Raw genomic sequence first — 17,059 nt, 5'->3', positions numbered from 1 at the left:
CTCGTTCGACGCGCTGAGCGCGGCAGGACCCGACCAGGTGCGTGCCGCGGCGATCAGCCGGGGCAGCGTCGCCCGCGTCGGGGTGGCCACGGCGATCTCCGCGCTGTGCGGCTACGCCGTGCTGTATCTGGCCGCCCGCGACCTGGACCCGGCCGGCTTCTCGGTGTTCGGCGTGTTCTGGGGTGCCTTCGGCCTGGTGGGCGGCGCGGCCTACGGGTTGCTCCAGGAGGCGACCCGGGAAGTCCGGACCGCCGGGTACGTCGACGTCGCGCAGGGCCCGCGCACCCATCCGATGCGGGTCAGCGCCGGGCTCGGGGTGGCCGGGGCGCTGTTGATGGCGGCGACGTCGCCGCTGTGGGCCCCACATGTGTTCAGCGAGGCCGGCACGCTGTCGGTTGCGCTGCTGAGCGCCGGGCTGGCCGGGTTCTGCCTGCACGCCACGTTGCTCGGACTGCTCGCCGGGATCGGGCAGTGGGGCCAGTACGGCGCGCTGATGGTCGCCGACGCCGTCATCCGGGTGGCCGTGGCCGGTGCGACGTTCCTGCTCGGCTGGGGTCTGGTCGGATTCCTGTGGGCGACCGTCGGCGGCGCGGTGGGCTGGCTGCTGCTGTTGGCAGTGTCACCGACCGCACGCGAGGCAGCCAAACTGCGCACCCCCGGCGGAACGTCGACGTTCCTGCGCGGAGCAGCGCATTCGATTGCCGCCGCGGGCGCCAGCGCGATCCTGGTGATGGGCTTCCCGGTCCTGCTGAAGGCGACCTCCGGTGAGTTGGGTGCCGCAGGCGGGGTGGTGATCCTGGCAGTGACGCTGACCCGCGCACCGCTGCTGGTGCCGCTGACCGCCATGCAGGGCAATCTGATCGCCCACTTCGTCGACCACCGCGGCCACCGTTTGAAGTCGCTGATCGCCCCGGCCGCGGCGGTGCTGGCGCTCGGCACGGTCGGCGTCCTGGGGGCCTGGCTGGCCGGGCCATGGCTGATCCGGGTCGCCTTCGGCGACGAGTACACCCCGGGCGGGGCACTGCTCGGCTGGCTGACGGCGGGCGCGGTGGCGATCGCGCTGCTGACGCTGACCGGTGCCGCGACGGTGGCCGCAGCCCTGCATCGGGCCTACTCGATCGGCTGGGTGGGGGCCACGGTGGCCTCGGGTCTGCTGCTGACGCTGCCGCTGGGTTTGGCGGATCGCACCGTGGTCGCGCTGCTGTGCGGCCCGCTGGTCGGCATCGCCGTCCACCTGGCGGCGCTGGCCCGCGCCGGACACTGAACCGATAGGGATCAGCGTGTACGTTGTGGGCATCGAAACGCCCTACCCCGACGCCTGGATCATCGTGCCGGCGTTCAACGAAGCGAAGGTCATCGGCGACGTCATCACCGATCTGCGCCAGACCTTCGCTCATGTCGTGTGCGTCGACGACGGCAGCCGCGACGACACCGCCGAGATCGCGCTGCGCGCCGGCGCCCACGTGGTGCGCCACCCGGTCAACCTCGGCCAGGGCGCGGCCATCCAGACCGGCGTGGAATACGCCCGCCGCCAGCCCGGGGCGGCGGTATTCGTCACGTTCGACGCCGACGGCCAGCACCGGGTCAAAGACGTCCTGGCGATGATCGAGCGGCTGTCCCGCGGAGACGTCGACGTCGTGGTCGGCACCCGGTTCTCCGGGTCCACGGTCAGCCACACCCCGCCGCTGAAGAAACTGATCCTGCGGACCGCGGCCTGGCTCAGTCCCAGCAGTCACCGGCTCGGACTCACCGACGCGCACAATGGGCTGCGGGTGTTCAACAAGACGGTGGCCGACAACCTCAACCTGACGATGAGCGGGATGAGCCACGCCAGCGAGTTCGTCCAGCTCATCGTCGAGAACAACTGGCGGGTGGCCGAAGAACCGGTCGAGATCCTCTACACCGAGTACTCGATGTCCAAGGGCCAGCCGCTGCTCAACGGGGTGAACATCGTCTTCGACGGGTTCCTGCGCGGAAGGATGCACCGATGAACTGGATTCAGGTGCTGCTGATCGCGGCCGTCATGGTGCTGCTGGTGTACCTGCTGCGCTCCCGCACCAACGCCAAGGCGAAGGCCTGGGTGAAGGTCGGCTACGTGGTGTTCGTGATCGCCGCGATCTACGCCATCCTGCGGCCCGACGACACCACCGTGCTGGCCAACTGGCTCGGGGTGCGGCGCGGGGCCGACCTGATCACCTATGCCCTGATCATCGCGTTCGTGTTCACGACGTTGAGTACCTACCTGCGGTTCAAGGAACTCGAGCTGCGGTATGCCCGGCTGGCCCGGGCGGTGGCCCTCGATGGCGCCCGCGTCCCGGACGCCTAACCCAGCTCGCGGAAGTACTCGACGGTGCGGCTGATGCCCTCCTCGAGGTGTACCTGGGGATGCCAGCCCAGCACCATCTGGGCCTTGCGGACATCCAGGCACGACCGGGTCAGATCACCCAGCCGCGCGGGTGCCGTCTCGGGCGCATCAGGGGCGCCGACGGCCTTGGCGACCGCGGTGTGCAGTGCGCGGTCGGAGGTCTCCACGCCGGTGCCGATGTTGAACCGCTGCCCGCCGCCAGCCGCCCCGGAGGCGCGGACGAACGCGTCGACCACGTCGTCGACGAAGACGTAGTCGCGGGTGTTGGAGCCGTCGCCGTAGACCTTGGTGGGCCGGCCCGTCAGCAACGCGGTGGCGAAGATCGCCACCACCCCGGCCTCGCCGTGCGGATTCTGCCGGGGGCCGTAGACGTTGGCCGGTGCGATGTGCGAGCACTCCAGGCCGTAGAGATGGCGGAAGGTGTTCAAGTAGGTTTCGCCAGCGATTTTGCTTGCCGCATAGGGTGATTCGGGGTTTGCGGGCGCGGTCTCATTGGTCGGGTAGTTCTTCGGCACACCATAGATTGAGCCGCCCGAGGAGGTGAAGACCACCTTGCGCACCCCGGCGCGGCGGGCCGCCTCCGCCAGACGCACGGTGCCAATGACGTTGACTTGTGCGTCGAACTCGGGGTCGGTGACCGAGCGCCGGACGTCGATCTGGGCAGCCAGGTGGTAAACCACCTCGGGCTGGTGCTCAGCGAGCAGGGCAGTGAGATCGGCGGTGACGATGTCGGCCTGGACGAAGGTCAGACCGCCGTGGGCGTGGGCGTCGTCGAGGTTGGCGGCGCGGCCCGAACTCAGATCGTCGATGCCGACGACGGTGTGGCCGTCGGCGAGCAGCCGATCCACCAGCGCCGATCCGATGAACCCGGCAGCTCCGGTGACCAGTACCTGCATTCCTGCCACCCTACCGAGAGGACGTACAGTCGAGGCGATGGCAGTTCCGGCTCAGGTGGCGCGCGTGTCACCGGTCGCGGTGGCGGCCGTCGTCCTGATCGCGCTGCAGCTGGTCGTGCGCGCGGTGCTGGCGTTCGGGGGCTACTTCTACTGGGACGACCTGATCCTGGTCGGACGGGCCGGGACGCAGGGACTGCTGTCGCCGTCGTACCTGTTCGACGACCACGACGGTCACGTGATGCCCGGCGCGTTTCTGGTGGCAGGGGTCATCACCCGGCTGGCTCCGCTGGTGTGGGCGTGGCCCGCGGTGAGCCTGATCGTGCTGCAGCTGCTGGTATCGCTGTCGCTGTTGCGGGCGCTGCACGTGATCTTGGGCTGGCGGCCGGTGCTGTTGGTGCCGCTGACGTTCGCACTGTTCACCCCGCTGGGCGTACCGGGCTTCGCCTGGTGGGCGGCCGCGCTGAACTCGCTGCCGATGCTGGCCGCGCTGGCCTGGGTGTGTGCTGACGCAATCCTGTTGGTGCGCACCGGTAATCTGCGGTACGCGATCAGCGGCGTGCTGGTGTTCTTCGGCGGTCTGCTGTTCTTCGAGAAGGCCGCGGTGATCCCCTTCGTGGCGTTCACCATGGTCGCGTTGCTGCTGTACGTGCAGGGTGATCCGGCCGCCGTGCGCTCGGCGTGGCGCGCTGGTGTGCGGTTGTGGACCGCCGCGCTGGCGCTGACGGCGGCGTGGGTCGGTGTCTACCTGGTCGTGGTGGATCAGCAGCGCTGGAGTTCGGACCTGGCGATGACGTGGGATCTGTTGCGCCGCTCCTTCACTCACGGGATCGTGCCCGGCCTGGCCGGCGGTCCGTGGCAGTGGCAGCGGTGGGCGCCCGCCTCGCCGTGGGGGGTGCCGCCGGTGTCGGTGATGGTCCTGGGCTGGCTGGCGCTGGCCGTGGTGATCGCGGTGACGCTGGCCCGCAAACAGCGCCTCGGCCCGGTGTGGCTGGTGGCGCTGGCCTATGCGGTGGCCTGCCAGATTCCGATCTATCTGATGCGATCCTCGCGGTTCACCGCCCTGGAGCTGGCCCAAACCCTGCGCTATTTCCCCGATCTCGTCGTCGTGCTGGCGCTGCTGACCGCCGTCGGGCTGTGCGCACCGAACCGGCCGTCGTCGGCCTGGCTGGATGCCTCGCGGGCGCGCACCGCGGTGGTGGCCGGTGTCACCGTGGCGTTCCTGGCCAGCAGCCTGTATTCGACATCGACGTTTCTGACCAGCTGGAAGGACAACCCGGCGCAGCCCTACCTGCAGAACGCGATCCGGGGGCTGGCCGAGGCCCGGGCGTCCTCGCCAGCACCGCTGCTGGATCAGGAGGTCGACCCGCTGGTGTTGCAGCGCGTCGCCTATCCCGAGAACCTGGCCAGTCACATGTTCGCGCTCATTCGGGATCGGCCCGACTTCGCCTCGTCCACAACACAATTGCGGATGCTGGACAGCAGCGGGCGGGTGGTCGACGCGAACGTGACGTGGGTGCGCACGATCGCGCCCGGGCCCACGCCGGGCTGCGGCTATCTCGTCCAGCCGGAGGCGTCGGTGCGGATGCCGATGGACGGGCCGATGCTGCCCGCGGACTGGACGGCCGAGATCAACTATCTGGCCAACAGCGACGGTTCGATGACGATGGCGCTCTCGGAGGGGCCGGAGACCAAGGTGACCGTGCATCCGGGCCTCAACCGCGTGTTCGTGCGGTTGCCCGGTGCGGGTGACGCGATCACGGTGCGGGCGACGACGGCCGCGCTGTCGCTGTGCCTGGCCTCAGGCCCGGTGGGCTACCTCGCACCCAGCCGGTGAGCCCCTCGGAGTGTGGGAAAGTAGTTCGTATGTCTAAGTTGCGTGAGGATGGCCTGCGGGTGATGCGGGAGATGCTGCCGGGCGTGATACCCGACGGTGACGTCGACTTCAGCGGCGGGTTCGCCGGTGAGTTCATGGATATCGGCCTGGAGAACGTGTTCGGCCAGCTGTGGACCCGCGAGGGGCTCAGCCGCCGGGACCGAAGCCTGGTCACCCTGGGCATCCTGATCGCGCTGCGGGCGAGCGACGAGCTCAAGGCGCACTTCAAGATCGCCCGGCAGAACGGCTTGTCCGACGACGAACTGGCCGAGGTGATCTACCACGCCAGCGGCTACGCCGGCTTCCCCGCGGCCGCCACCGCCAAGAACATCGCGACCGAGGCGCTGTTCCCGTAGGCCCCGCTCCCCTTCTCGCCGAGTGGCCACTTATGACCCTCGCGGGAGGAAAATGGAGCCGCCTGGGGGAATCGAACCCCCGACCTATTCATTACGAGTGAATCGCTCTACCGACTGAGCTAAGGCGGCGTGGCCGTGGCGATGAGCGCTTGCGCGAAGAGCATCCCGCCTTGGACCGAGCAGTGAGTCTACAGGTCGGAGCGCAATGCCTGACCCACGGTGGCGACCAGGGCATCGACGGCGAACTTGGGCTTGACGTTCATCGCCAGCGCCTCCCGGCATTCGAGCACCGCCTCGATGCAGCGCAGTAGCCGTTCCGGGGAGGCGTGCGCGGCCATGGCCGCGACCTTCTCGGCCATATCGGGGTGGTTAGGCGCGACCGCGGCACCCTCTGCCACCAGTAATGCATCGCGGAAGTAGGTCGCGAGGTCGATCAGGGCGCGGTCCAGGGCGTCCCGCGACGCCCGGGTGTGCCGGGACTTCTGCCGGCGCTCGAGGTCCTTGATCGCCCCTGCGGACCCCCGCAATGCGCCTGCGGTGCCCTTGCCGGTACCGCCGGCCCCCAGGGCCGTCCGCAACTCCTCGGACTCCGCTTCGTCGCGTCCACCGGTGAGGGCACGGGCCTCAGCCTCGGCGGTGGCCACCAACTCCTCGGCGGCCGCATACGCCCGCGACGGTGTGGCCGCGTCTCGCGCCAGGCTCAGCGCACGCGCCCGGCGCTCACGGGCGTCCGGATCGGTCGCCAATCGCCGGGCCCGCCCGACATGCCCGCCGCTGACCGAGGCCGCCCACTGCGCCTCGTCGGGGTCCAGGCCGTCACTGTCGATGAGCACCTGCGCGATCGCCGCCGTCGGAGGCGTCACCAACGGCAAGTGCCGGCACCGCGACCGCAGGGTGATCGCGATGTCCTCGGGGTCCACCGACGGCGCGCACAGCAGGAAGACCGTCGACGGCGGCGGCTCCTCGACCACTTTCAGCAGCGCGTTGGCCGCGCCTTCGGTCAGCCGGTCGGCGTCTTCGACCACGACGATCTGCCAACGGCCGGTACTGGGCCGCCGCGAGGCGATCTGAACGATGGCGCGCATCTCATCGACACCGATCGACAGACCCTCGGGGATGATGCGCCGCACGTCACCGTGTGTTCCGGCCATCGTCGTCGTGCACGCCCGGCATTCGCCGCAGCCCGGGGCGCCCTCCGAGGTGCACTGCAGCGCAGCGGCGAAGCACAGCGCCGCCACCGACCGGCCCGAGCCGGGCGGTCCGGTGATCAGCCAGGCGTGTGTCATGGTGCCGGTCGCGGCGATATCGTGAGCGGAATCACCCCGGGCAGCACGAGCCGCGGCGACCAGCTCGGCTTCCACCGCAGATTGGCCCACCAGCCGCGTAAATACCCCGGACATCACCTCCAGACCCTAGTGCGCAGCGACGACACTTCGGCTCCGCGGTGGCTCGTTAAGGTGCAGATCCGTCGCTCTGGACCGATACGGTGGGTGCGTGAGCACTGCGCCGACCAGCAGCGGACGAATCAGCGGATTCATCCGCTGGGTCGCCCGCACGCCCTGGCCGGTGTTCTCGCTGGGCATGCTGCAGGCCGACATCATCGGCGCGCTGCTCGTGCTGGGGTTCCTGCGGTTCGGGCTGCCGCCCGCGGACCGCATCATGCTCCAGGACCTCCCGACGGTGAACCTGGCGATCTTCCTGAGCTATCTGTTCATCTCGTTCGGGGTTGGCGCCTTCGTCAGTCTCAAGCTGCTGGTGCCGGTGTTCCGTTGGCAACGACGTGACGCCCTGCTGGCCGACGACGACCCGGAGACCACCGAGGCGGCCCGGCTGCGGGCGCTGCGGATGCCGGTGTACCGATCGATGATCAGCATGACGAACTGGGTGCTGGGCGCGATCGTGTTCATCGCGGCCAGTTGGCCGGTGGCCAGCCACGCGGCCCCCGTGATGGCGGTCGCCACCCTGCTCGGCGCAGCCGCCACCTCGATCATCGGCTACCTGCAGGCCGAGCGGGTGCTGCGCCCGGTCGCGGTGGCCGCCCTGCGCGGCGGACCGCCGGAGAAATTCCGCAGGCCCGGGGTGGTGCTGCGCCTGCTGCTGACCTGGCTGCTGTCCACCGGTGTGCCCCTGCTGGCCATCGTGCTGTCGGTGGTGGCCGCCAAGTTCTCGCTGCTGCAGGCATCCGCCGACCAGCTGTTCACCCCGATCCTGCTGATGGCGATCGCCGCGCTGGTGATCGGGCTGGCCGGCAACCTGCTGGCCGCGATGTCGATCGCCGACCCGCTGCGCCAGCTGCGCTGGGCGCTCGGCGAGGTGCAGCGCGGTAACTACAACGCCCACATGCAGATCTACGACGCCAGCGAGCTCGGCCTGCTGCAGGCCGGCTTCAACGACATGGTCCGCGACCTCTCCGAGCGGCAGCGGCTGCGTGACCTGTTCGGCCGCTACGTCGGCGAGGACGTCGCCCGCCGGGCCCTCGAGCGGGGCACCGAGCTCGGCGGCCAGGAACGCGATGTTGCGGTGCTGTTCGTCGACCTGGTCGGATCGACCCAGCTGGCGTCCACCCGGCCGCCCAGCGAGGTCGTCGGCCTGCTCAACGAGTTCTTCCGCGTTGTCGTCGACACCGTCAAGAAGCACGGCGGGTTCGTCAACAAGTTCCAGGGTGACGCGGCACTGTGCATCTTCGGCGCCCCCATCGAGCACCCGGACGCCTCCGGAGCGGCGCTGGCCGCGTCCCGCGAGCTACACGACGAACTCGTCGAGGTACTGGGCCAGACCGAATTCGGCATCGGAGTGTCGGCCGGGCGGGCGATCGCCGGGCACATCGGTGCGCAGGCCCGCTTCGAATACACCGTGATCGGCGATCCGGTCAACGAGGCCGCGCGGCTCACCGAGCTGGCCAAGCTGGAGAACGGCCACGTGCTCGCCTCGGCGATCGCGGTCAGCGGTGCACTCGACGCCGAGGCGCTGTGCTGGAACGTCGGCGAGATCGTCGAATTGCGTGGCCGCACGGCACCGACCCAGCTGGCCCGCCCGGCCAAGCTGGCCGTGCCGACTCCGCGGCCCGAACTCACCAGCGACGTCGCAGGGTAGGTCCTTCGCCGAGATCGACGAAATGTCGCTCTGCACTTGACTTTCCGCGCCCGTTAGTAGGTGTGGGCGCGACGAGATCAGGCCTTCTTGGCGGCTTTCTTGGCGGGCGTTTTCTTGGCGGGTGCCTTCTTCGCCGGTGCCTTACGCGACACCTTCTTCACCGGCCCGCGGGCACGGCGGTCGGCAAGCAGTTCGGAGGCGCGCTCGTCGGTGATGCTCAGAACGTCATCGCCCTTGCGCAGGCTGGCGTTGGTCTCACCGTCGGTGACGTAGGGGCCGAACCGGCCGTCCTTGATAACCATCGGCTTGCCCGACGCGGTGTCGGTGCCCAGCTCGCGCAGCGGCGGGGCCGCCGCACCCTGACCGCCGCGACGTTTGGGCTCGGCGTAGATCTTCAACGCCTCGTCCAACGTGATGTCGAAGATCTGATCCTCAGTGGCTAACGAACGAGAGTCGGTGCCCCGCTTCAGATATGGGCCGTAGCGGCCATTCTGTGAGGTGATCTCCTCGCCCGACTGGGGGTCGACGCCGACCAGTCGCGGCAGCGACAGCAGCTTCAGCGCGTCCTCGAGGGTAACGGTCTGCAGGTCCATCGACCGGAATAGCGAACCGGTGCGTGGTTTGGGGCCGGTCGGCTTCTTGCCCTTCTTGGCGGTGACCCCACCGTCCTCCTCGGGCGGCGGCGGCAACACCTCGGTGACATACGGGCCGTAACGGCCGTCGCGGGCGACGATCTCGTGCCCGCTCTCCGGGTCGACGCCGAGTACCCGGCCTTCCTGCGGTGTCGCAAAAAGGGTTTCGGCCAGCTCCAGAGTCAGCTCGTCCGGGGTGATCTCGTCACTGAGGTTGGCCCGCTGCGGGGTCGGCTCACCGTCGTCGCCGGTGATCATCCGCTCCAGGTACGGGCCGTTCTTACCGACGCGCACCACGATCGGGCGGCCGTGCTCGTCGTCAAAAAGCTTGATGGAGTTGACTTCTCGGGCGTCGATTCCCTCGAGGTTGACCCCGACCAGCTTCTTGAGGCCGCCGGCGCGGGCGATCGAGTCGGCCACGCCGTGCTCGCCGCCGAAATAGAAGTTGGACAGCCAGTTGGTGCGGCGTTCGTGGCCCGAGGCGATCTCGTCGAGTTCGTCTTCCATGGCCGCGGTGAAGTCGTAGTCCACCAGCCGCCCGAAATGCTGTTCGAGTAGGCCGGTCACCGCGAACGCCACCCAGGACGGCACCAGGGCGCTGCCCTTTTTGTGCACGTAACCGCGGTCCTGGATCGTCTTGATGATCGAGGAATACGTTGAGGGACGGCCGATTCCGAGCTCCTCGAGCGCCTTGATCAACGAGGCCTCGGTGTAGCGGGCCGGCGGGTTGGTGTTGTGCCCGTCGGGGGTGAGCTGGGTGGCGTCCACCCGCTGGCCCTGACGCAGCTGCGGCAGCCGGCTCTCGGCGTCGTCGGCCTCGCCGCCGGCGAGCTCGTCGACGGTCTCGACGTAGGCCTTCATGAAGCCCGGGAAGGTGATCGTGCGGCCGCTGGCGCTGAACACCACCTCACGCCCGTCGGGTTCGGTGCCGGCGATGCGCAGGCTCAGCGTGGTCCCCCGCGCATCGGCCATCTGCGAGGCCACCGTCCGCTGCCAGATCAGCTCATAGAGCCGGAACTCGTCACCGTCGAGCTCGCGGTGCAGGGCACCCGGGGTGGCGAAGGTGTCACCGGCGGGGCGGATGGCCTCGTGCGCCTCCTGGGCGTTCTTGACCTTGCGGGTGTACTGGCGCGGCGACGGATGCACGTACTCGTCGCCGTAGAGCTGGCGTGCCTGGTTACGGGCGGCGTTGATGGCGGACTCCGACAGTGTCGTCGAGTCGGTACGCATGTAGGTGATGTAGCCGTTTTCGTACAGCCGCTGGGCGACGCTCATGGTGCGCTCGGAGGTGAACCGCAGCTTGCGACCGGCCTCCTGCTGCAACGTGGAGGTCATGAACGGCGGATATGGCCGCCGGGTATAGGGCTTCTCTTCTACGGACGCCACCGACAGGCTGGCCCCCCGCAGGCCGGTAGCCAGCGAGCCGGCCGAGGCCTCGTCGAGCACGACAACCTCGTCGGACTTACGAACCACACCGAGGGAGTCGAAGTCGCGGCCGCTGGCCACCCGCTTGCCGTCCACGCTGACCAGCCGGGCGGTGAAGCGCGGCGGCGCGGCGTTCGGGTCGGACACGCTGGCGTCGAGCTCGGCCAGCACGTCCCAGTAGGACGCGCTGCGGAACGCCATGCGGTCGCGTTCCCGCTGCACGATGATCCGGGTGGCGACCGACTGGACGCGGCCCGCCGACAGTCGCGGGGCGACCTTCTTCCACAGCACCGGGCTGACTTCGTAGCCGTAGAGCCGGTCGAGGATGCGGCGGGTCTCCTGCGCGTCGACCAGGTCGTTGTCCAGGTCACGGGGATGTTCGGCGGCCGCACGGATAGCCGGCTCGGTGATCTCGTGGAAGACCATCCGCTTGACCGGCACGCGGGGTTTAAGGGTTTCCAGCAGATGCCAGGCGATGGCCTCGCCTTCGCGGTCACCGTCCGTGGCCAGGTAGAGCTCGTCGACGTTCTTCAACAGGTCTTTGAGCTCGCTGACGGTGCTCTTCTTCTCCGGGCTGATGATGTAGAGCGGCTCGAAGTTCTGCTCGACATTGACCCCGAGCCGGGCCCACGGTTCGGATTTGTACTTCGCGGGCACGTCAGCGGCGTTGCGCGGGAGGTCGCGGATGTGTCCGCGGGACGACTCGACGATGTAGTTGGAGCCCAGGTAACCGGCGATTTTGCGCGCCTTTGTCGGCGACTCGACGATGACGAGCCGTCGGACGCGACCATTGCCGCCGCCGCTGTCGCGGGTTTCGTCGTCAGCCAACTGCGCTTACGCTCCACTTCTGTCTTGCCCACAGGTACCCCCGGCCTCGCGGGCAACTGACAATTTCGCACCCCGGGCGAGCCGACGCAAACCGGCCCTCCACACGGAATGTGTCAGATCCTTGGCCACGCTGACAACGCTTCGGTGTCATCCGGCGGTTCCCCCACGTTCTCTACCAGGCGCGATAACCGCCTGCGACCACTGATTCGCAACGCCGGCCGGGACCCTCTGGTCCCGATCAATGTCGGTGCGATTCCCACCCGCATCAACGCCGATGCGAGCGGCGAATGGGTATCCGGTGCGTGCGGGTCCAGACCAAGAAGATAGCGGTCGGCCTCGGGTGTGCCCGCAGCGAGCGTCCAGGCCCGCAGCTCCCGCGGCCCGGGCAGCCACTGCGGCGGGACCGTCTTGACCGCCCCACGCGTCCAGTCGGCGGCGATGTTCACCAGCCGGACGTCGACCGCGGTCCGCACCAGAGGGGTGTCCTCCTCGGTGCGGGTGATCTCGGGCTCCAGCCTCGCCTCGGTCATCATCTCGGCGAGGGCCGTCGCCCGCCACAGGTCCTCGACCACCACCGAGAGCCGCGCGCCGCTGCCGACCACCACGACCTGACCGGCCGCTGCGAGCACCCCGGTGAGGTCGGCGACCGCAGGCGGCACCGACTCAGCCGAGAAGAACGACAGCTGGCTCACGACTCGACAGTAAGGCAGTTGGCGGCAAGCGCCGTGCAGCCGAGCCGAATGGGCTCAGAAAACGAAGCACCCCCGGCGGTGCCCGTTACCGGGACGCACGGGGGTGATTCCTGTATGTCGCTGTTGATCAGATAGAGCGCACGCCTGTGGCCTGCGGTCCCTTGGGGCTCTGACCGACCTCGAACTCGACCCTCTGGTTCTCCTCAAGGGTGCGGAAGCCCGACCCCTGAATTTCCGTGTAGTGGACGAACACATCTGCAGAACCGTCCTCGGGTGCAATGAACCCGAAGCCCTTCTCCGCGTTGAACCACTTCACAGTTCCCTGTGGCATCTTTCGTACTTTCCTTCTCTTGCTACCGGGTGCGGTCGACCGAGTTTTCGGCAAACCGGGCCCGTTCCGACCGCCATCCTTCGTGGAGTTGTCGGAACTCACCCGACCTACAGACCCTCGCAGGAACCGCGATCGCAACGTCGATCCTGCGATGTGAAGACACGAACACAGAAGCTGCGACCGCCTTTATCCAATCACGTTCAGCGCACTTGCGACAGTCTCGGTGCTACCAACTGATGAACAATTCGATACGGGCGTTACGTTGCGGAGTCGCGGAACGGAAAGGGGGTCGGCGATGGCGAGCTTCGGTAACGAGCTGCTGGCCGCGGCCGTCGCGGGCGCCGAGTCCTCTCCGGAGGCGTTGCGTCACGTCGCGGACATCGCCGCCCGCGGCGCCGTCACCGCCGCGTGGCCGGCCTGGGTCGAGCCAGATGTGCTCCGCGCGTTCCACGATCACGGCGTCACCGCCCCGTGGTCGCATCAGGTTCGCGCCGCTGACCTCGCCCATGCCGGCCGTCACGTGGTGGTCAGTACCGGCACGGCCTCCGGCAAGTCGATGGCGTTCCAGCTGCCGATCATGGATGCGCTGTCCCGCGACCCGCGGGCCCGGGCGCTGTATTTGTCGCCGACGAAAGCGCTTGGCCACGACCAGTTGCGGGCCGCTCACGCGCTGACCACCGCGGTACCCGCACTGGCCGACGTGGCACCCACCTCCTATGACGGCGACACCCCGACGGAGGTGCGCCGGTTCGCCCGCGAACGCTCGAGGTGGCTGTTCTCCAACCCGGACATGATTCATCTCTCGCTGCTGCGCAACCATGCCCGCTGGGCGGTGTTCCTGCGTGGTCTGCGCTACATCGTGGTTGACGAATGCCATTACTACCGCGGCATTTTCGGGTCCAACGTGGCGATGGTCCTGCGCCGGCTGCTTCGCTTGTGTGAACGGTACGCGCCCGAGTCGAGCCCTACGGTGATCTTCGCCAGTGCCACCACCGCGGCGCCGGGGCAGACGGCGTCGGAGTTGATCGGGCAGACGGTGGAGGCGGTCACCGAGGACGGCTCGCCGCATGGCGCGCGCACGGTGGCGCTGTGGGAGCCGGAGTTACGCACGGATCTGTTCGGTGAGAACGGTGCGCCGGTGCGGCGCTCGGCGGGAGCCGAGGCGGCGCGGATGATGGCCGACCTGGTCGCCGAGGGGGCCCGGACGCTGACGTTCGTGCGATCGCGGCGCGGCGCGGAGCTGACCGCGCTGGCGGCGCGGGCTCGCCTGGAGGACATCGCGCCGCAGTTGCTCGACACCGTGGCGTCCTACCGGGCGGGTTATCTGGCCGAGGACCGGCGGGCACTGGAGCGGGCACTGTACGACGGCGAGTTACGCGGTCTGGCAACGACCAACGCCCTCGAGTTGGGTATCGACATCGCCGGGCTGGACGCGGTATTGCTGGCCGGCTTCCCCGGCACGGTCGCGTCGTTCTGGCAGCAGGCCGGCCGATCGGGACGGCGCGGCCAGGGTGCGCTGGTGGTGCTGATCGCGCGCGACGACCCACTGGACACCTACCTGGTGCACCATCCCGCTGCGCTGCTGGACAAGCCCGTCGAACGGGTGGTCATCGACCCCGCCAACCCGTATGTCCTCGGCCCTCAGTTGCTCTGCGCAGCAACCGAAATGCCGCTGGATGACGCAGAGGTACGGCGGTGGGAGGCCGAGCCGGTGGCTGCCGCATTGGTCGACGACGGGCTGTTGCGCCGTCGCGGCAGCCGGTACTTCCCGGCAGCCGGGCTGGACCCGCATCCCGCCGTCGACATCCGCGGGTCGGCGGGCGGTCAGGTGGCCATCGTTGAAGAGGGCACCGGCCGCATGCTCGGCAACACCGCGGCCGGGCAGGCACCGGCCACCGTTCACCCCGGCGCGGTGTATTTGCATCAGGGTGAGAGTTATGTCGTGGACTCGTTGCGCCTCGAGGACGGCGTGGCTTTCGTCCATGCCGAGGACCCGGGCTATTCGACCTATGCCCGCGAGCTCACCGACATCACCGTGACCGGAGCCGGCGAGCGGGTGAGCTTCGACGCGGTGGAACTGGGACTGGTGCCAGTGTCGGTGACCCACCGGGTGATCGGTTACCTGCGTCGCCGCTTCTCCGGTGAGGTCATCGACTTCGTCGAACTCGATATGCCCGAGCAGTCGCTGCCCACCACCGCGGTGATGTACACGATCACGCCAGAAGCGTTGCTGGACAGTGGAATCGAGCTACCCCGGATACCGGGATCGCTGCACGCCGCCGAGCACGCTGCAATCGGGCTGCTACCGCTGGTGGCCAGCTGCGACCGCGGCGACATCGGCGGCCTGTCGACCGCAATCGGAGAGGGTGGCCTGCCCACGGTGTTCGTCTACGACGGTCACCCCGGCGGCGCGGGATTCGCCGAACAGGGCTACCGGATGGCGGCGACCTGGCTGGGCGCCACGGCAGACGCCATCGAATCGTGCGAGTGCCCGCAGGGGTGCCCGTCGTGCGTGCAGTCCCCGAAGTGTGGGAACGGCAATGAACCGCTGGACAAGGCGGGTGCGGTGAGGGTGCTCAGGCTCGTGTTGGCCGAGCTTGCCGGCGGCCAGATGTGATCGTCGGTCGCCGACCGACCCCTCAAACGGTCGACCACCGAGAATCGGCCACACCAATCCACAAGGGGGTTCGCGCCCCACTCTGCTGGAGGCCTTGGGCGATGCGAATCGCCTGCGAGGAACGGTCGGACAACTCGATCCGCTCTCAGGTCCGACGGATCGGACGTAGCCGAAAAGTACCCAAATCGCCCGGTCCGCGCAAGGAACTCCGCAGGTAGATGACGTCTAGCTGTACTGCCCTGTCCCGCTCACCTGCGAGTTTCCTGTGAGCCGCGTGGTGGCTGCACCGTTAAACTCCCAGCCATGAACCACGACTGGCTGCTGGTGGAGACACTGGGCTCCGAGCCTGTCGTCGTCGCACAGGGCCGCCAGATGAAGAACCTCGTGCCGATCACCGCGTTTCTGCGACGGAATCCGCATCTGGCCGCGATTCAGACCGCCATCTCCGAGACCGTCTCCACGGGCACCAGCCTCGCCAGCATCACCCCGAAGAGCGACCGGGTCATCCGCACCGAAGCTGTCCAGATGACCGACGGCAAGGTGCACGGCGTGCACGTGTGGATCGGTCCGGCCGACGCTGAGCCACCGGAGCGGCCGATTCCCGGGCCGCTGAAGTGGGACATGACCACCGGGGAGGCCACCGACACCGTCGAGTCGCTGACCAACGCCGGGATGGACCCATCCGAGGAACGCACCCACGGGCGGGCGTTCGTCGAGGATCTGCCCAGCCGTGACCTCAACCGGGACGAAGCCCGCGTGCTGGCGCTGGCGGTCGATCCCGGCCCCGGCCGTACGTATTGCACCAGCTGGGATTTCACCGACAAACTGGGCGGGCGCCGACGGGTGGGTTTCGTCGCGCGCACGGCGATGGAACCTGCTGAGGACGGCACCGAGCATCTCATCGCCCGGGCCATGAACCTCGTCGGGGAACTCGACCCGTCGGATGCGCCGACCGATCTGCTGGCCCAGCGCATCCTCAAGGGTCTCTCGCAGCCGGGGGTGTACCGGGCGATCGTCGACCTGGGCAGCTGGAATCTGCTCAAGTGGCTCGACGACCCGTGCCCACACTACGACTGGCGCCAGGGTGTCCAGTTCCATCCAGCCGACAAAGGCCTTCTGGAGCCGATGGCCAAGGAATTCGAAAGCGGTTCGACCAGTAGGGTTTTGCGGCTCCCCGGAGTGGAAGAGGGGTGGGTGCCGATGCACGTCAGCGTCAACCGTGTCGAACTGGACAACGGAATCTTCGCCGGCCTCATCACGCTTCGGTTGCCCACCGACATCGAGCTGAGTGAGGCGAAGCTGCTGTCCGCCGACGACATCGCTAAATAGCCGGCCCGCCCCGCGCTACGGCGCGCGCCCGCCCGAAACTCACGGTGAGGACCACGTCGAGTCGGTCGACGTCACAGCCCTGCAACACCGCACCCATCGCGGCGGTCACGCCGAGCGCCTGCCTGCACGCGGCGGCGGTCCCGCCCGGGAGTGCGGCCGCCGCGGCGAGCGCGGCAAGGTCGGCCGCCGCCTGGGCTCGGTGCCTGGCCACTACGGCACCGCCGAGTTGCACACCCGCGAGCGTGATCGTCACGAGCACCACGATCAGCAACGCGCCCAAAACCGTTGCCGCCCCGGCATCGTCAGCGATCGGGTTCGGCCGCCGCCAACGCACCGGCCGAGATCGTGATGCCCGGCAGCAGCCGCGACCGGGTGCTGACCCGGGCCTCGACGAAGTCGCCGCGCCTGCGGAACTCCACCGCCGCACCCGGCGGTGCGACACCGCGGACCACCGCATCAGCGCCCGCCGTGTCGCCGCGGGCAGCCAGCCTGGCCGCTTCCCTGGCCGCGTCGACACAGCGGACTTGGGCGGTGACCGCCGTGAGGCCGCTGACGCAGACGACGAGCACCGCCACCAGTGCGGCAATGGCGAGTGCGGCTTCGACGGTGCTGAAACCGGCAT

At 68.7% G+C, this 17,059-nt stretch carries 15 protein-coding genes and 1 tRNA gene; 8 read left to right on the top strand and 8 right to left on the bottom strand.

What is annotated here, in order from left to right; translation table 11 throughout:
* Nucleotides 1-13: 13 nt before the first annotated feature.
* From HBE64_RS01640 to HBE64_RS01630, 3 genes are read left to right on the top strand one after another with little or no spacing between them, the layout of a single operon-like run.
* The gene (locus tag HBE64_RS01640; protein WP_243841597.1) at nt 14-1,264 is read left to right on the top strand and encodes a lipopolysaccharide biosynthesis protein; all 1,251 of its coding nucleotides are present in this window, start codon (nt 14-16) and stop codon (nt 1,262-1,264) included.
* 25 nt (nt 1,265-1,289) lie between these two features.
* A complete protein-coding gene (locus HBE64_RS01635; RefSeq protein WP_167097161.1) occupies nt 1,290-1,991 on the top strand; it encodes a glycosyltransferase family 2 protein in 702 nt (233 codons plus the stop codon).
* Nucleotides 1,988-2,326: a DUF2304 domain-containing protein gene (locus tag HBE64_RS01630; protein ID WP_167097159.1), complete on the top strand. Its 339-nt coding sequence runs from the start codon at nt 1,988-1,990 to the stop codon at nt 2,324-2,326. Before HBE64_RS01635 ends, HBE64_RS01630 begins: the two co-directional genes overlap by 4 nt.
* On the opposite strand, the gene HBE64_RS01625 is transcribed toward HBE64_RS01630, so the two are convergent.
* Nucleotides 2,323-3,261, bottom strand: coding sequence for an NAD-dependent epimerase/dehydratase family protein (locus HBE64_RS01625; protein WP_167097157.1), 939 nt, complete (start codon nt 3,259-3,261; stop codon nt 2,323-2,325). The two genes, HBE64_RS01630 and HBE64_RS01625, sit on opposite strands and share 4 nt — an antisense overlap.
* Before the next feature lie 37 nt (nt 3,262-3,298).
* Here HBE64_RS01625 and HBE64_RS01620 point away from each other — a divergent pair, with 37 nt between their 5' ends.
* Nucleotides 3,299-5,095, top strand: coding sequence for a hypothetical protein (locus HBE64_RS01620; RefSeq protein WP_167097155.1), 1,797 nt, complete (start codon nt 3,299-3,301; stop codon nt 5,093-5,095).
* A 29-nt stretch (nt 5,096-5,124) separates the two neighbouring features.
* The gene (locus HBE64_RS01615; protein WP_167097153.1) at nt 5,125-5,490 is read left to right on the top strand and encodes a carboxymuconolactone decarboxylase family protein; all 366 of its coding nucleotides are present in this window, start codon (nt 5,125-5,127) and stop codon (nt 5,488-5,490) included.
* A gap of 53 nt (nt 5,491-5,543) precedes the next feature.
* Here HBE64_RS01615 and HBE64_RS01610 read toward each other — a convergent pair.
* Both HBE64_RS01610 and HBE64_RS01605 read right to left on the bottom strand, forming a co-directional pair.
* A tRNA-Thr gene (locus HBE64_RS01610) sits at nt 5,544-5,619 on the bottom strand.
* Nucleotides 5,620-5,678: 59 nt separating this feature from the next.
* Nucleotides 5,679-6,890, bottom strand: a complete 1,212-nt coding sequence (locus HBE64_RS01605) for a DNA polymerase III subunit delta' (RefSeq protein WP_167097151.1) — start codon at nt 6,888-6,890, stop codon at nt 5,679-5,681.
* Nucleotides 6,891-6,963: 73 nt separating this feature from the next.
* Between HBE64_RS01605 and HBE64_RS01600 the strand changes: the two genes are divergently transcribed.
* The gene (locus HBE64_RS01600; RefSeq protein WP_208300634.1) at nt 6,964-8,583 is read left to right on the top strand and encodes an adenylate/guanylate cyclase domain-containing protein; all 1,620 of its coding nucleotides are present in this window, start codon (nt 6,964-6,966) and stop codon (nt 8,581-8,583) included.
* 77 nt (nt 8,584-8,660) lie between these two features.
* Here the strand turns inward: HBE64_RS01600 and topA are convergent, their stop codons facing one another.
* The 3 genes from topA to HBE64_RS01585 all read right to left on the bottom strand — a co-directional run bounded on the left by topA (nt 8,661) and on the right by HBE64_RS01585 (nt 12,491).
* A complete protein-coding gene (gene topA, locus HBE64_RS01595; RefSeq protein ID WP_167097147.1) occupies nt 8,661-11,468 on the bottom strand; it encodes a type I DNA topoisomerase in 2,808 nt (935 codons plus the stop codon).
* 113 nt (nt 11,469-11,581) lie between these two features.
* Nucleotides 11,582-12,160, bottom strand: coding sequence for a hypothetical protein (locus HBE64_RS01590; protein WP_167097145.1), 579 nt, complete (start codon nt 12,158-12,160; stop codon nt 11,582-11,584).
* Between the two features lie 127 nt (nt 12,161-12,287).
* Nucleotides 12,288-12,491 (bottom strand): cold-shock protein, encoded by a 204-nt coding sequence (locus HBE64_RS01585; RefSeq protein ID WP_003925183.1) that lies wholly within the window; start codon nt 12,489-12,491, stop codon nt 12,288-12,290.
* A gap of 295 nt (nt 12,492-12,786) precedes the next feature.
* Between HBE64_RS01585 and HBE64_RS01580 the strand changes: the two genes are divergently transcribed.
* Together HBE64_RS01580 and HBE64_RS01575 are read left to right on the top strand one after the other, a co-directional pair.
* Nucleotides 12,787-15,108 carry a DEAD/DEAH box helicase gene (locus tag HBE64_RS01580; RefSeq protein WP_167097143.1) on the top strand — a complete coding sequence of 774 codons (2,322 nt, stop codon included), beginning with the start codon at nt 12,787-12,789 and terminating at the stop codon, nt 15,106-15,108.
* A 303-nt stretch (nt 15,109-15,411) separates the two neighbouring features.
* On the top strand, nt 15,412-16,437 hold the full coding sequence (locus tag HBE64_RS01575) for a PAS domain-containing protein (protein ID WP_167097140.1): 1,026 nt from the start codon (nt 15,412-15,414) through the stop codon (nt 16,435-16,437).
* Here HBE64_RS01575 and HBE64_RS01570 read toward each other — a convergent pair.
* Nucleotides 16,430-16,771 (bottom strand): Rv3654c family TadE-like protein, encoded by a 342-nt coding sequence (locus HBE64_RS01570; RefSeq protein WP_167097138.1) that lies wholly within the window; start codon nt 16,769-16,771, stop codon nt 16,430-16,432. The genes HBE64_RS01575 and HBE64_RS01570 overlap by 8 nt on opposite strands.
* On the bottom strand, nt 16,740-17,012 hold the full coding sequence (locus HBE64_RS01565; RefSeq protein WP_371744065.1) for a TadE family type IV pilus minor pilin: 273 nt from the start codon (nt 17,010-17,012) through the stop codon (nt 16,740-16,742). Before HBE64_RS01565 ends, HBE64_RS01570 begins: the two co-directional genes overlap by 32 nt.
* Nucleotides 17,013-17,059 lie beyond the last annotated feature (47 nt).

This window comes from Mycobacterium sp. DL592, from assembly GCF_011694515.1.
Taxonomy (GTDB): Bacteria; Actinomycetota; Actinomycetes; order Mycobacteriales; family Mycobacteriaceae; genus Mycobacterium.
The sequence above is the reverse complement of the archived record's forward strand: the minus strand, read 5'-3'. Positions and strand labels throughout refer to the sequence as shown.

Coding starts and splice junctions, on each gene's coding strand:
- HBE64_RS01630 (WP_167097159.1), top strand. CDS start 1,988: ATGAACTGGATTCAGGTGCTGCTGATCGCGGCCGTCATGGTGCTGCTG.
- HBE64_RS01625 (WP_167097157.1), bottom strand. CDS start 3,261: ATGCAGGTACTGGTCACCGGAGCTGCCGGGTTCATCGGATCGGCGCTG.
- HBE64_RS01620 (WP_167097155.1), top strand. CDS start 3,299: ATGGCAGTTCCGGCTCAGGTGGCGCGCGTGTCACCGGTCGCGGTGGCG.
- HBE64_RS01615 (WP_167097153.1), top strand. CDS start 5,125: ATGTCTAAGTTGCGTGAGGATGGCCTGCGGGTGATGCGGGAGATGCTG.
- HBE64_RS01605 (WP_167097151.1), bottom strand. CDS start 6,890: ATGTCCGGGGTATTTACGCGGCTGGTGGGCCAATCTGCGGTGGAAGCC.
- HBE64_RS01585 (WP_003925183.1), bottom strand. CDS start 12,491: ATGCCACAGGGAACTGTGAAGTGGTTCAACGCGGAGAAGGGCTTCGGG.
- HBE64_RS01580 (WP_167097143.1), top strand. CDS start 12,787: ATGGCGAGCTTCGGTAACGAGCTGCTGGCCGCGGCCGTCGCGGGCGCC.
- HBE64_RS01575 (WP_167097140.1), top strand. CDS start 15,412: ATGAACCACGACTGGCTGCTGGTGGAGACACTGGGCTCCGAGCCTGTC.